This is a genomic window from Pareuzebyella sediminis, assembly GCF_008367235.1.
Classification (GTDB): domain Bacteria; phylum Bacteroidota; class Bacteroidia; order Flavobacteriales; family Flavobacteriaceae; genus Pareuzebyella; species Pareuzebyella sediminis.
This window is the reverse complement of the sequence record NZ_VTZS01000001.1, coordinates 642,002-656,821: the sequence shown is the minus strand read 5'-3', so window position 1 is coordinate 656,821 and position 14,820 is coordinate 642,002. Positions and strand designations below refer to the sequence as shown.

The 14,820-nt window shown below is 40.8% G+C and carries 13 protein-coding genes; 8 read left to right on the top strand and 5 right to left on the bottom strand.

What is annotated here, in order from left to right:
- Positions 1-40: 40 nt before the first annotated feature.
- Positions 41-415 carry a DoxX family protein gene (locus F2B13_RS02610; protein ID WP_149275726.1) on the top strand — a complete coding sequence of 125 codons (375 nt, stop codon included), beginning with the start codon at positions 41-43 and terminating at the stop codon, positions 413-415.
- On the opposite strand, the gene holA is transcribed toward F2B13_RS02610, so the two are convergent.
- Complete coding sequence (gene holA / locus F2B13_RS02605) at positions 416-1,417, bottom strand: DNA polymerase III subunit delta (RefSeq protein ID WP_149275725.1); 1,002 nt, start codon at positions 1,415-1,417, stop codon at positions 416-418. It abuts the gene before it with no gap.
- A gap of 46 nt (positions 1,418-1,463) precedes the next feature.
- On the opposite strand from holA, the gene F2B13_RS02600 reads away from it, so the two are divergent.
- From F2B13_RS02600 to F2B13_RS02590, 3 genes are all read left to right on the top strand, one after another.
- A complete protein-coding gene (locus tag F2B13_RS02600; protein WP_232625180.1) occupies positions 1,464-1,910 on the top strand; it encodes a type I restriction enzyme HsdR N-terminal domain-containing protein in 447 nt (148 codons plus the stop codon).
- A 12-nt stretch (positions 1,911-1,922) separates the two neighbouring features.
- Entirely contained in the window at positions 1,923-2,924 is a 1,002-nt protein-coding gene (locus F2B13_RS02595) for a glycosyltransferase family 2 protein (protein WP_149303025.1), read from the top strand.
- 110 nt (positions 2,925-3,034) lie between these two features.
- Positions 3,035-3,892: an OmpA/MotB family protein gene (locus tag F2B13_RS02590; RefSeq protein WP_149275722.1), complete on the top strand. Its 858-nt coding sequence runs from the start codon at positions 3,035-3,037 to the stop codon at positions 3,890-3,892.
- An 84-nt stretch (positions 3,893-3,976) separates the two neighbouring features.
- Here the strand turns inward: F2B13_RS02590 and F2B13_RS02585 are convergent, their stop codons facing one another.
- Both F2B13_RS02585 and F2B13_RS02580 read right to left on the bottom strand, forming a co-directional pair.
- The gene (locus F2B13_RS02585) at positions 3,977-4,600 is read right to left on the bottom strand and encodes an L-threonylcarbamoyladenylate synthase (protein WP_149303023.1); all 624 of its coding nucleotides are present in this window, start codon (positions 4,598-4,600) and stop codon (positions 3,977-3,979) included.
- Between the two features lie 302 nt (positions 4,601-4,902).
- Positions 4,903-7,230: an ATP-dependent helicase gene (locus tag F2B13_RS02580; RefSeq protein WP_149303021.1), complete on the bottom strand. Its 2,328-nt coding sequence runs from the start codon at positions 7,228-7,230 to the stop codon at positions 4,903-4,905.
- 209 nt (positions 7,231-7,439) lie between these two features.
- Between F2B13_RS02580 and F2B13_RS02575 the strand changes: the two genes are divergently transcribed.
- The 4 genes from F2B13_RS02575 (at position 7,440) to F2B13_RS02560 (ending at position 11,757) form a co-directional block, all read left to right on the top strand.
- Positions 7,440-8,720 (top strand): amidohydrolase, encoded by a 1,281-nt coding sequence (locus tag F2B13_RS02575; RefSeq protein WP_149303019.1) that lies wholly within the window; start codon positions 7,440-7,442, stop codon positions 8,718-8,720.
- A gap of 37 nt (positions 8,721-8,757) precedes the next feature.
- Positions 8,758-10,332: an FMN-binding glutamate synthase family protein gene (locus F2B13_RS02570; protein ID WP_149303017.1), complete on the top strand. Its 1,575-nt coding sequence runs from the start codon at positions 8,758-8,760 to the stop codon at positions 10,330-10,332.
- Positions 10,333-10,398: 66 nt separating this feature from the next.
- Entirely contained in the window at positions 10,399-11,169 is a 771-nt protein-coding gene (locus tag F2B13_RS02565) for an OmpA family protein (RefSeq protein ID WP_149303015.1), read from the top strand.
- Positions 11,170-11,238: 69 nt separating this feature from the next.
- Positions 11,239-11,757 carry a DUF7935 family protein gene (locus F2B13_RS02560; protein ID WP_149303013.1) on the top strand — a complete coding sequence of 173 codons (519 nt, stop codon included), beginning with the start codon at positions 11,239-11,241 and terminating at the stop codon, positions 11,755-11,757.
- A gap of 15 nt (positions 11,758-11,772) precedes the next feature.
- Here F2B13_RS02560 and F2B13_RS02555 read toward each other — a convergent pair whose 3' ends face one another.
- Positions 11,773-12,684 carry a patatin-like phospholipase family protein gene (locus F2B13_RS02555; RefSeq protein ID WP_149303011.1) on the bottom strand — a complete coding sequence of 304 codons (912 nt, stop codon included), beginning with the start codon at positions 12,682-12,684 and terminating at the stop codon, positions 11,773-11,775.
- Positions 12,681-14,759, bottom strand: coding sequence for a M1 family metallopeptidase (locus F2B13_RS02550; RefSeq protein ID WP_149303009.1), 2,079 nt, complete (start codon positions 14,757-14,759; stop codon positions 12,681-12,683). Before F2B13_RS02550 ends, F2B13_RS02555 begins: the two co-directional genes overlap by 4 nt.
- Positions 14,760-14,820: the final 61 nt, after the last annotated feature.

Sequence of the window (14,820 nt, the reverse complement as noted above, 5' to 3'; positions counted from 1 at the left end):
AAAAATCAATATTTTTGGAAACAAACAAAACAAAGAACATATGCAAAATGCATTAGTAAGGGACGTAGGCCTTCTATTATTAAGAATAGGGGCTTCAATAACAATAATGACTCACGGATATGGAAAACTACAAATGCTCCTCAATGGGGATGAATTCGGGGACCCCATAGGCCTAGGGGCCATGCCATCCCTGTTTTTGGCAACTCTCGGTGAATTTGTTTGTCCGATATTGATTATTTTCGGCTTTAAGACCCGATGGGCGGCTATACCGACCGCGATTACTATGATGGTCGCATTTTTTATTGTACATGCTAGCGATCCCTTTCAAAGAAAAGAACTTTCTTTGCTTTACTTGATCGTTTTTGTATCTATAATTCTTTTAGGGCCCGGTAAATATAGTGTCGATAGGAAATAGTTAGAGAATCTTTACCAAAAGCTCTTTTAATAGATCTGCTTGAGGAAGGGCACTACCACCCACTCCTTTTCCCTTTAAATCCATTTCACGTAGATTGGAGATGACGCTACTGACTTTTTTCATGGGATAATTCTTGGCAGCGGTTTGAAACTCTCCGACAAAATAGGGATTGATGCGCAAGACTTTAGCCACATTTTTTGGGGAGTGGTCGTTCAGACCGTGGTACTGCAACAACTGGGTGAAAAAATTGTGTAGCAATGCTACGGTAAGTACAAATGGGTTTTCTTTAGGATTTTGTGCAAAATAATTTATGATACGCGTGGCTTTTACAATATTGCGCTCCCCTATCGCTTTTTTTAGTTCAAAATTGTTGTAATCTTTGCTTATTCCTATATGCGCTTCAATATGGGCCGGGGTGATTTCTGTGTGTTTAGGTAATATGAGTTGTAATTTCTCAAGCTCGTTGTTTATTCTACTCAAATCCGTTCCTAAATACTCCGTCAAAAGAATGGCCGCTTTATGCGATATACTATAACCCCGACCTTGAAGGCTCTTTCGAATCCAATCCGAAACTTGGTTGTCATAGAGTTTCTTGCTCTCAAACACTACCCCCAATTCACGTATCGCCTTATATAAGGGCTTTCGCTTATCGAGTTTTTTGTATTTGTAACAGATTACGAGTACGGTAGTGTGTTGCGGATTTTTGGCATAGTTGGCCAACTGTTCCATGGTTCTTGAAAGATCTTGTGCCTCTTTAACTATGACCACTTGTCTCTCCGCCATCATAGGATATCTTTTCGCGTTTGAAACGATTTCATCGATGGTAACGTCCCGGCCATATAACACCATTTGGTTAAAGCCCTTTTCTTCTTCGGTTAAGATATTTTTTTCAATATATCCGGAGATGGCGTCGATATAATAGGCTTCTTCGCCATACAAGAAATAGATAGGTTTGATATTTCCATTGCGTATGTCCGTAACGATTTGTCGTGCTTCCTCCATCCAAATAAAATCATCAAATTTGTATTCAGAAAATCGAACCGCTAGAATGCAGCCACTTAACTTTCCCGAATATGACTTTAGGTTCAAAAATAACCAAAATAACATCCTTATTTTTGATGTTATCCGCAAAAAGTTTGTGGTACTCCAACCTGAAGAATGGGTAAGACAGCATACGGTAAGATACTTAATGGATCAAAAGGGCTATCCCAAAAGCCTCATCAATGTCGAAAAGCAACTTTCGGTTAACGGATTAAAAAAGCGTTATGATGTTGTAGTCTTTTCCAATACGGGAGCTATAGCTATCTTGGTGGAGTGCAAATCTCCCGATATCAACATAGATCAAAATACTTTCGATCAAATTGCACGGTATAACTTGCAGTTACGAGCCAAGTATCTCATGGTCACCAATGGACGAGAACATTTCTATTGTAAAATGGATTTTGAGCACGAAAAGTATCGCTTTTTAAAGGATATTCCTGATTTTAGCCGTTAATTTGCCATCGTTTTGCGCACAGCCATCGTCATATTGAATTGGAACGGGGAAGTACTTTTAGAACGGTACCTCCCATCTGTTATACGTTGGTCAAAAGGCGTCCCGGTTTATGTCGTGGACAACGCCTCTACTGACGACTCGGTCAATTTCATTAAATCAAACTTCCCTACGGTCCAAATTATTCAGAACAAAGAAAATGGCGGATTTGCAAAAGGCTATAACGAAGGTCTAAAACATATTGAAGCGGACCTATTTTGTCTTCTAAACTCCGATGTTGAAGTGACCGAAGGTTGGATAGATCCTATTTTGAAGGTTTTTTCGGAAAAACCCGAGGTGGCAATCATACAGCCAAAAATACTTGATTTGATGAATAAAGATCATTTTGAATATGCCGGAGCTGCCGGGGGCTTTATCGATCAACTTGGCTATCCCCTTTGCCGAGGTCGCATTTTTCAGTCTTTAGAAAAAGATACAGGTCAATACGACGATATTACCGAGATATTTTGGGCCACTGGGGCCTGTATGTTTATTAAAAAGGAGGTCTTTTGGGAACTTGATGGCTTTGACGAAGACTATTTTGCCCACCAAGAGGAGGTCGATCTGTGTTGGCGGGCAAAAAACGAAGGGCACAAAGTCTACTATGTGGGTCTATCCAAAGTATATCATTTGGGCGGATCGACCCTAAGTAATATGAACCCTAGAAAAACATATCTTAATTTTAGGAATTCTTTGTTCTCAATAACTAAAAATCTTCCTAGAAGAAAGGCATTGATAATAATCCTGGTACGGCTTTTGCTGGATGGAATTGCGGTATTACGCTTTATTTTTCAACTAAAATTTAGTCATTGTGCAGCCATTTTGAAAGCACATCTTAGTTTCTATCGAAATTTCCGGAAAATGTATCGCAAAAGGGAAAAGGCTAATTTTATATTAAAATATTATATTACAAAGTCCATTGTATGGTCTCATTTCGTACATCATGTAAATAATTTTAACGTTTTAGTAAAAGATTAACTAATTTTACAAATAGTAAATTTGCGTGATACATAATTTTGTAGCTTATTTACACGGACCAATGTTATAAAACAAATAATTTAATACTTATCAATTTCAATACATCACTTATGAAAAGAATCATTTTAGGCTGTTTGGGTATCACACTGTTATTATCTTCTTGTGTATCCCAGAAAAAATATGCTGATTTAGAGGCCAAGCAAAAAGAAACACAGGATCTTCTTAATTCTGCAACGGTTAAACTAAACGATTGTCTGGAGGAGAAAGCAACGGCTACTTCGAGAATGAAAACTTTACAAGATCAGAATGCCTTCTTAAAGGCCAACAACCAAGAGTTGATCAATAATATGGGTAATCTCACTACTTTGACCACCAAAGGGGCCGAGAACCTGGAAAAATCTTTGGAAAGTCTCAAGGAAAAGGATTTAACAATTCGTAAACTTCAAGATGCCATCACAAGAAGAGATTCTGTGAACCTGGCCTTGGTGCAGAGTTTAAAAGGGGTCTTGGGTAATTTAGATGACGAGGATATTGAAATTAGCGTTGAAAAAGGCGTTGTTTTTGTATCGATTTCCGATAAGTTATTGTTTAGCAGCGGAAGCTATACGGTTACCAATAGGGCCAAGGAAGTTTTAGGCAAAGTGGCACAAGTGGTCAACAACAAGCCCGATTTTGAATTCATGGTCGAGGGTCACACCGATGATGTACCTTACACTGCGGGAAGGCCAGTGCTTTTGGACAACTGGGACCTTAGTGTAAAACGCGCTACCTCTGTAGTCCGTATTTTGCAGAAAGATTACGGTGTTGATCCCAAGCGTATGACCGCCGCTGGTAGATCTGAATATATTCCGGTATCGCAGACCGAAAAGTCCAAAAATAGAAGAACCCGTATCGTAGTGCTTCCAAAAATCGATCAGTTCTATAGCATGATCGAAGAAGGAATGAAAGATCCAGCGATCAATAACTAATTCCATCTTACAATTAAAAAAACCGCGGCCTTGCGACCGCGGTTTTTTATTTGCTTGTATTTTAATAGGTCTGAATTTTAGTCTTCAGTAAAAAATGTCGGTATCGCCTTTACCTTCCCTTACAATAACAGGTTGTGGTCCTGAAAGGTCGACTACCGTAGAGGCCACGTTATCCCCATACCCTCCATCGATGACCACATCTACCAAATTTTGCCATTTTTCAAATATTAATTCAGGATCGGTAGTATATTCCAATACTTCATCTTCATCGTGAATCGATGTCGAAACGATAGGATTTCCCAAGCCCTCTACCAAAGAGTGTGCTATACCGTTGTCAGGTACACGTATACCGACCGTCTTTTTCTTTTTAAAATCTTTGGGTAAATTATTATTGCCGGGAAGAATGAAGGTATACGGACCAGGAAGAGCCCTCTTTAGTATTTTGAAGGTAGGCGTATCGATTTGCTTGACATAATCGGAAAGATTACTCAAATCGGCACAAATAAACGACCAATTCGCTTTGGCCAATTTTACACCTTTTATTCTGGCAATCTTTTCTAAAGCTCTAGAATTGGTAATATCGCAACCTAGGCCATATACTGTATCGGTCGGATAAATGACCAGGCCACCTTTTCGAAGCACTTCCACTACCCTTTTGACAAAACGCGGTTCAGGATTTTCCTCATATAATTTTATGAAATCTGCCATACCAACTGATTTGGGTCTAAATGTAAGCCATAAAATTGATGCCGCGTAGAACCGCTACCGATTTATGGACTACTGATAGTATCAAGATCATATTATAAATATAATGAACATCAGAATACCTTTCCCTTTCTTTAAAAGGTATTGAAAAAGCCGTAATACAAAAGTATTTCATTGTAATTTAAAAAAGAAATGAAGGATATAACGAGGGCGGCCATCATTGAGGGGAATTGGGAAGTCAAGTAATCCATTAGCGATCAACCCCATAAGGTACAATGGTCGCAGACAGTTTGTTTCAAAGCGTTCTATTCGATTATTTCGAGTCGGGCAAACCGTAATAAAAGCTTTTTAACGTCACCATGATCAAATTTGATTTCGGCCTTTTTATCATTACCGATTCCTTCAATTTTGAGAACTTTTCCCCGTCCAAATCTCGAATGGTTGACCAGACTGCCTTCGGAAAGATTAGGGTCAATGATTATTTTGTGGTCTACCGGTTCGGCCAATTGTGGTTTTAACTTGCGTAATTTCCGTAATTGGTTCTCATTGGGTTTTCTTACGCTAGGGGGCACGCCGTTCACCGGTTTTTCCTTTCGTAACCTGCTCTTATCGACATCACCGAAAATATCGGAATCTATCAAGGGTTTATACCGATAGCCGGTATCTATAGGGGTGAGGTTTTCTACAAATTTTTCATCTATTTCCTCCAAAAACCTGCTCGGCTCCGCATCGATGAGTTTGCCCCACCGGTATCGATTTTGCGTATAGGTCAAGTACGCCTGTTTTTCGGCCCGTGTCAGCGCCACGTAGAACAGTCTGCGTTCTTCCTCGAGTTCGCTACGTGTATTCATGCTCATCGCAGAAGGGAAAAGATCTTCTTCCATACCCACAACATATACATACGGAAATTCAAGTCCCTTAGCAAGATGTATGGTCATCAGAGCCACCCTATCTTCATCGCCGGTATCTTTATCCAAATCGGTGGCGAGGGCTACATCTTCCAAAAATTCTTGGAGGTTGCCCGTAGCATCCGCCAATTCCTTCTGACCTTCCACAAAATCCTTGATACCGTTTAGCAGCTCTTCAATATTCTCCATACGGGCAATACCCTCAGGAGTACCATCCTTTTTGAACTCCAAAAGAATACCGGTCTTTTTGGAAACATGTTCGGCCAAGGTGAAAGCATCTGAGCCTTCATTCATAATTTGGAAGCTCTTGATCATATTGGCAAAATCTTCTAATTTTCGTTTTGTACCGGAGTTGATCTTTAGGTCGATTTTGTCAAGATTCTCAATAACCTCAAAAATAGAGCGATTGTAATGATTGGCAGCTACCGTCAATCTATCCAAGGTGGTCTGCCCAATACCACGTGACGGAAAATTAATGATGCGTTTCAACGCCTCTTCATCTTTAGGGTTGATCACCAACCGTAGGTAGCTTAGCACATCCTTTATTTCCTTACGTTGATAAAATGATAGGCCACCATAGATTCGGTAAGGTATATCGCGCTTACGCAAGGCATCTTCAATCGACCTTGATTGTGAGTTCGTTCGATAAAGTACCGCAAAATTTCCGTTGGGTAAATGATGGTTCATTTTGTTTTCCCAGATCGAGCCGGCAACGAACCTGCCCTCTTCGGCATCTGTCGGACTCAGGTGTACCTTGATCATTGCACCCTCGTCATTGGCAGTCCAAACTACCTTTTCCAATTGATTCTTGTTCTTGGCAATAATCGAGTTGGCCGCATTTACAATATTTTTTGTAGAGCGATAATTTTGCTCCAGACGATACACGGCCACATCGTCATAGTCACGCTGAAAATTCAAAATATTGCTGATATTGGCTCCCCTGAACGAGTATATACTTTGGGCATCATCGCCAACGACACATATATTTTGGTAGCGATCTGATAAAGCCTTGACAATCAAGTATTGAGAATGATTGGTATCTTGGTACTCGTCAACGAGTATATATCGAAAGCGGTCCTGGTATTTCATTAGCACTTCCGGAAAGCGGGTCAGAAGTTCATTGGTGCGTAAGAGTAAATCATCAAAGTCCATAGCCCCCGCCTTGAAACAGCGATCTACATAATTTTGATATATTTCTCCGGTTCTGGGCCGCTTGGCCATGGCATCAGCCTCTACGAGTTCCGGGTTTTGAAAATAAGCCTTAACGGTAATCAGGCTATTCTTATAGGAAGAAATTCGGTTCTGTATTTGCTTGTATTTGTAAATATCCTTGTCCAATCCCATTTCCTTAATAATGGAAGCAATGAGACGCTGCGAGTCTTGGGTGTCATAAATGGTGAAATTACTGGGATAGCCCAACTTGTCACCATCAAAACGCAATAGTTTGGCGAACACTGAGTGAAAAGTACCCATCCACAAGTTTTTGGCCTCGGAATTCCCGACGATATCGGCAATTCGTTTTTTCATTTCCCGTGCAGCCTTGTTCGTGAATGTCAAAGCAAGAATATTAAAAGCATCAACACCTTGTTCCATTAGATGTGCTATACGGTAGGTCAGTACCCGCGTCTTTCCAGAACCGGCACCGGCAATTACCATTAAAGGTCCGTCTTTATGCAGTACGGGGGCCTTTTGGGCATCATTCAACTGTTCTATAAAATTCTTCAATTACATCGTCTTTAGCAAAACGTGAATTTAGCCATAAATCAGCTTATCGAAAAATGTACTTCGCCGCATTTATAAACATTGTCCAAGATTATGAGCGGTCGTTTCCTTAAAAAGATAAGTGAAGCTTATTAAATTTTATAGCGTACCATAGCTGGTCAGTAATTTGGAACTTCATGGTGTATTCCCCTATATTTATCAAACTCTAAGAAATGAAAGCATTTTTATTAACGATATTAGTATGTTGTAGCCACTACGTTACTGCACAAAAACCGGATTTAAAGAAGGATTATAAGAAAGTTGAAAATAAGGTAATCGAATGGCGCAGGCATTTTCACGAAAATCCCGAGCTTTCGAACCGGGAGTTCAAAACTGCAGAGAAAATCGCTGCCCACCTTCAGCGTTTGGGCTTAGAATTACAGCAGGGTGTCGCACATACCGGTGTAGTCGGCATCCTGAAGGGAAATATGCCGGGAAAAGTAATCGCCTTAAGGGCCGATATGGATGCCCTTCCAGTTACCGAACGAAATGACCTTCCTTTTAAATCAACCGTTACATCGACTTTTCTAGGTCAAGAAGTAGGGGTAATGCATGCCTGCGGGCACGACGCACACATGGCTATTTTGATGGGCGTGGCCGAAGTACTTTCGAAGCATAAAGATGCCATAAGAGGCACCGTGAAGTTTATTTTTCAACCTGCAGAAGAGGGACCGCCTCCCGGGGAAGAAGGTGGGGCGTTGTTAATGGTAAAAGAGGGCGTGCTCAAAAATCCTGATGTCAATGCTATTTTCGGCCTTCATATTAATTCAGGTATTCCCACAGGAGTCCTAAAATATAAGTCAGGGGGCACTATGGCCGCCGTACAACGTTTCGTTATATCCGTTAAAGGAAAACAAACCCATGGTTCTAAACCATGGAAGGGAATCGATCCCATTTTGATCAGCGCCAAAATAATTGACGGCCTGCAGACCATTATTAGCCGCGAAACGGATTTGACCAAAGAAGCCGCTGTTATTTCAGTAGGGAAGATCACTAGCGGGGTAAGGTTCAATATTATACCCGAACAAGCTGAAATGATTGGAACGATACGTACTTTAGACTATGATATGCAGAAACTGATTACGAACAGGATGAAAGAAATGGTTCCGGCAATAGCAAAGGCTTACGGTGGAGCAGCTGAAATCGAAATCAAAAGTAATACCGATATTACCTACAATGATCCTGAATTGGTCGCTAAAATGCTTCCTACTCTGCAAAAGGTTGCTGGGAATGCGAATGTTCAAATACGCAATGCCGATACCGGAGGGGAAGATTTTTCATACTTTCAAAACGAAGTCCCCGGTTTCTTTTTCTTTTTAGGGGGAATGACTCCGGGAACCCTAGAATCCTTTCCCCATCATACACCAGATTTTAGTATTGATGATAGCGGCCTTCTCTTAGGGGTTCGGGCACTGACAGAAATGAGTTTGGACTACTTAAATCAGGAAAAATAGCTTTGTCTGTTCATTTTCAAAATCATAATTAGAAGTAATGGAGCAAGCCTTGTCTTTTATAGGAAATATCCCTTGGTGGATTTGGATCTTACTTTTCTTGTTGCTAGTCGCCCTTCGTGACATCTTTTTTCAGCGTGCTCATACCATCTCGCACAACTATCCCATTGTAGGGCACTTACGGTACTGGTTAGAAAGTATCGGCCCGGAAATGCGCCAGTACTTTGTGGCTAATAACCGCGAAGAGTTACCATTCAATCGTATCGAAAGAGGGTGGATATATGCTTCAGCAAAAAAAGAGAATAATTATGAAGGTTTCGGAACCGAACGTGATATATACGATCATCAGTATATTTTCGTAAAGAACCAAATGATGGCGTTTAAAATCGGTGAGGGGCACCCTAACTACACAGATAAGACCTTCATTCCCTGCGCGAAAGTAATGGGGCAATATAATCAACGAAGAAAACCATATAGACCCGCATCGGTAATCAATGTTTCTGCTATGAGTTTCGGATCGTTGTCGGCAAGGGCTATAGAGGCCTTAAACCGAGGTGTTCAAAAAGCCGGTGCATACCATAACACGGGTGAAGGCGGACTCTCTCCCTATCATCAACAAGGTGGTAATGTCATTTTTCATTTCGGAACAGGTTATTTTGGAGTCAGGACGCCCGATGGAAACTTTTCCATGGAAAAATTAAAGAAGTTGGTAGAGCAAAATAACTGTATCAAGGCAGTTGAAATTAAATTGTCGCAAGGTGCCAAACCAGGTAAAGGAGGGGTCTTGCCCGGAGCTAAAATCACCCCGGAACTCGCTGAAATAAGAGGAGTCGAGGTCGGTAAAGATGTTATTTCACCAGCTACCCACAAGGCATTCGATACAGTTTCAGAACTTATGTTACTCATTGAGGAAATCGCTGAAGAAACTGGGCTTCCCGTAGGAATCAAGGCGGCAATTGGAAAGCTGGATCAATGGGAAGAACTTGCCGATTTAATGGTCAAAACTGGAAAAGGTCCCGATTTTATAACCGTTGACGGAGGTGAAGGCGGAACCGGTGCAGCCCCTCCTTCCTTTGCAGATCACGTCTCGCTCCCCTGGGTCTATGGATTCTCAAGTTTGTACAAAGTCTTTTTAAAAAGGAAAATTACCGATAGAATCGTTTTTATAGGAAGTGGTAAGCTTGGCTTTCCGGCCAAGGCGGCGATGGCTTTTGCCATGGGAGTCGATTGTATCAATGTGGCAAGGGAAGCGATGATGAGTATCGGCTGCATACAGGCACAAGTATGCCACACGAACCGATGTCCATCCGGGGTCGCCACACAGAACAAATGGTTGCAAAACGGTATCGACATTCCAATTAAGTCAGAAAGGCTCGCACAATATTTTAAAACGTTCAGAAAGGAACTTCTTGAAATTACCCATGCTTCTGGGTACGAACATCCATGTCAGTTTACTATGGAAGACATACAGGTCAATATTGATGATGACCAATTGAATCGAAATCTGGCTTCTCTATACGGGTATACCAAAGCTAAAGTACCTTTTGAAGATGCGCAAAAATTGTTTGAATGTCAGTACCTTGGAAACAAGAATTTAGAAAAAACGATGAAATAGTATACTTTTGTCCTAGAACAGTAATTTGTTAAACATCTTAAACGATAAAAAATTAACCCCCTATATATGAAAAGATCATTACCCCTTATATTCTTTTTTCTATTAGCGTCCTTCTCCCTACATGCACAACGAAAGAGCGATCTTATCGCTGAAATAGACCACCTTAAATCGCAGGTAGATTCTCTTAATGCCGAGGTTTTCGATGCGAGAAAAAATGAAAAGGTTGCCCAAGCGAAAGCCGAATCCTTTGAATCTCAAGTTACTGAACTCCAAGATGCCAACAATACGCTCATGCAAAACCTCAACAGTTTTGCAGAGGTATCTAACAAAAATTCCAATATCGTCAATAGTGCGATGGAAAGTCTTGAAGCCAAAGAGCGCCAACTAAAGTTTATTAAGGATGCCATTTCAAGTAATGATTCCACTACCATCGTCGTTCTGACAAACGCCAAACAAACCCTAGGCGAAAATGCCAAAATTGGTGTTTCTGAGGGTTCGGTGACTATTTTATCGAAACTTGAAGCCCTTTTTGGAAAGGATACAGGAACTACGATTACTGCCGAATCTGAGGCATGGGTAGAAAAAATCGCCAATATTTTAAAAGCTAACCCAAACACGGCGGTTACCATCGAGGGGCTAAGTATGACGGGTAACCTTGAAATACCTGCGCAGCAGGCCATGGCGGTAGCCACTCTACTACAAAGTAAGTTTGATATTGCCCCCGAACGCATCATGACCTTGGGCCGAGATGGAAATCTTAAAGAAGGTGTTCAGATTAGCATCCACCCAAATTATACAGGGTTTTATTTAATGGTTCGAGAGAATATGAAAGGATAAGCGCTAGTATTATTCGATATACTTTTTGCTAAAATACTTCGTTCTATCTCCAACATAAATACAAAAACCATGTCAGGAGAAGCTATTTTACAAATGTTCGGATTTTTATTGCCTGCCGTCGTCACCGGGGTGGTCGCTTTCTATTTTTTTAAACTACATACCAAAAACGAAGATGGCCGCAGAAGGTTCTTGCTTCACAAAGAAGCTCAAAAGAATGCATTGCCCATCAGGTTGCAAGCCTACGAAAGGATGGCGCTTTTTCTCGAAAGGATTGCCATACCGAGCCTAGTCGTTCGTGTCGCACCCAAGACCGCAGACAAGAATGCCTATGAGGCACTGCTCATTAAAAGTATCGAAAACGAGTTCGACCATAACCTTTCTCAGCAGATTTACATGACCGATGAGTGTTGGAACGTTATAAAGGCGGCCAAAAGTGCCACGATTCAGATGATTCGAAAGGCTGCCATGAGCGAGACCGATTCTGCCGACAAACTTCGCGAAGACATTTTAACCGAAACCATGGACAAACAATCCCCATCATCCACTGCACTTTCTTTTGTCAAAAAAGAAATTGGCGAAATTTGGTAAAACGTAAACAGGCTGTCACTCGAACTCTGGTTCTATCTGGTTGAGCTCGGTGTTTTTGTATTTTGCGAAATTATACCCACTTTCCCACCAGGCTGTCATTTTATCCTTGTCGAAAATCAGTGAATTTGTAGTGAGTACTGTGGGCGTGTAATAAAAATTAATTATAGCATCATTATGGTTGGCGACATATTTGCCAATACGGATGTTTTGATGCTCGATTCTATCAAGCATGTACTCAAACATGGTTGTCAAGAGCGAAAACGGATTTTTTGAAGGCAGCCTATTCAGGTGACTGATTTCAGTCTGAAGTATAATTACATCGACTTCCTTGGCACCTCTTTTAATAGCCTCTTCAATGGGTACCATATTTCCTAATCCACCATCGGCATATTCACAGCCGTCTTTACGAACAAGGCTCATGAACGGGGTGTAATTGCAAGAAATCCAAATCCATTCACAGAACTCCTCATAGGAATAGTCGTTGATACTCTTGTATTCCACCTGATTTAGCGAAAGATTCGAAACGGTGACAATAATTTCCTTTGGGCCATGCTTCAAGGTTCGAAACTCACTTTTTGTAAGTGTATTTTTAATTAATGCCAATAGATTATGGCTTTCGCCGAAAGTCTTACTCCCCTTGTAAAAATTCTTGAGCACGTTCCAGTGGTCTATGCCAATGGTTTGAATGCCATATCTCTTTTGGATGGTAAAGGGACAGTTACTAAAAATACTATCTTGATTTACAGAGGTATATACCTCTTTTATTTTTTTAATCTTTTGAAGGGCCAAATGGGAAATAAGCAAACTTCCTGTTGAAGTGCCCAGAAATAGATCGTAAGAGAAGTTTAGCTCTTGCATGAGGTATTGTGCTACCCCGCCTGCAAAGGCCCCTTTACTACCGCCGCCAGATATAACCAATGCTCTCATTTATTCAGAAGTTTCGCCTTAATATAACGCAATTCATCACCTTTTAGTTCTTCTACCAAGTCTTCAATATTTTTTCTATAGTCGGGTTGCTCCAAGAGCTTATCCACTAAATTTCGGGCATATTTTTTAAATTGCCAACTATGGTGCGTCGTAGCTTGAATCAAATTTTTCAGGCCTTGCTTTGACAATCCGATCTCACCCAGATACCTAAAAGCCTCTAATCGAACTTCCCATGAAAATTGAGGACCGGTATATTCCGTTAGTTCGAGAAAATATTGTTGTGAGCGTTCCGGATGATAATCTTGAGTCAAAATCGCCAAGGTCAACCAGAGTATGCGTATATTTTTGTTGGGAAGCCCTATCATATCCCTTGTACTATCTAAATAACGATTTCGGTCTCGTGGAAAAGACATCCAAAGTTTTAGAAGGGTATTTTCTATGGTGATATAACTCTTATCTTGTAATAGTGATTCGTAATCGGCCTTGAAGTTTAAAGGTATATTATCCAATTTAATAGCTAGGCTTTGACGAATAGGAATCTCGTCGGAAGCCAATGCCAAAGTTATAAGCTCAGCGGGGAGTGTCCCATTATAATTTGTGATAATATATTGCTTCAAAGCACTGGAATTCGAACGTCTCCAATAGTCCAAAGAAAGTGGCAAAGGATTTTTAACTTGTTCCAATTTAGCTTTCATTTCATAGAGAAGTGCTATCGATCGTTCCTTTTGCTTAAGAAGCATTTCGGCTTCTTTTATAGGAAATCTATCGCTTTCAAGCCAGTTTTCCTTAAAATTTTTCAATTTCGTGCCGCTGGCCTCTTCCATCTCTTTCAGAAAGTCATTCACTCTAACGTTCTTAAAACTGTAGGTGGCGAGATAGTTTCTAATTCCTTTTTTAAAGGCCTCCTCCCCTATTCGTTCCCGTAAAGCGAATAGGGCCCAGGCTCCTTTTTCATAAAAAGTAAGACTGCTAGCTTTAGGATCTAGTAAACTTTGGCCATCTCGCATTTCCATAGCGCTTTTTAATTCGATCGACGTGCGCAACAAGGTCCAGTAGAAATGTTCATCTCCAAAAACCTCTTTTTCTGCCAAGTAAGCATAGTAGGTGGCGAAACCTTCGTGCAGCCAATGATGTTCCGAACTGGCTTCAGTCACCAAATTTCCAAACCATTGATGTGCTAATTCGTGGGCATTGACATTCACGTAGTTCTTGTCGATAAAGGCCACAGAATCGACTACGTACCCATCAGAAAAAATTGTAGTTCCGGTATTTTCCATACCGGCGTAGAGAAAATCCCGAACAGGTATTTGCTTATAGTTCTGCCATGGGTAAGGCAACCCGATTTCCTTTTCCATAAAATTGAAAATTTGACTAGTATACCGATAGGTAGGTTCAACTCGTAAGCTATCTTTGGGGTAATAAAAATTTTCAATGGGTATTCCAGAAGTAGAGACCAATGTCTCTTTAGCGTACGTACCGATTGCAAAAGCCAAGAGGTAACTACTCATAGGGCTTTGCATATCAAATACCCATTGATGCATACCGTTTACTTTAGGACGTTCCTCAACAAGCCTACCATTGGCCACGACTTGGTAATTTGAATCAACGGCAAGGCTTACATCAAATTCGATCTTTTCTTCCATGTCATCGAAACTGGGTAGCCAATAGCTCGTATATTTTCCCTGACCTTGTGTCCATATTTGTTCATTTCCCGAAATACTATCGTCCCATCCCAAAAAATAGACGGTTTGCTTAGGCCTACAGGTATATACAAGTTTTAACGTAGCCCCTTTCATCTTCTTAAATGTATTTCTGATGGAAAGAGTTTTACCATTATTGCTATAGTCGACTTCTTGTCCGTTCAATAGAACTACGGAAAAATCCATATTCTTGGCATCTAAAAAGAGGGAATCAGCCTCTTTAAGTACATCGAATTCATATATCACCGTTCCGTGAATTTCCTTTTCTTTCGGGACAGGCTGGATGTATACGTCACCACGAACAAAGTCTATTTTCTCTTGATGCTGGGCCAATGAAGAAAAGCAAATACTTAAAAACAGAATGAAATACCTCATGTAGTCGTCGAAAACAAATAGTAGGCCAAATTTACCATTTTAGTTTGTCGTACTTGGCCCT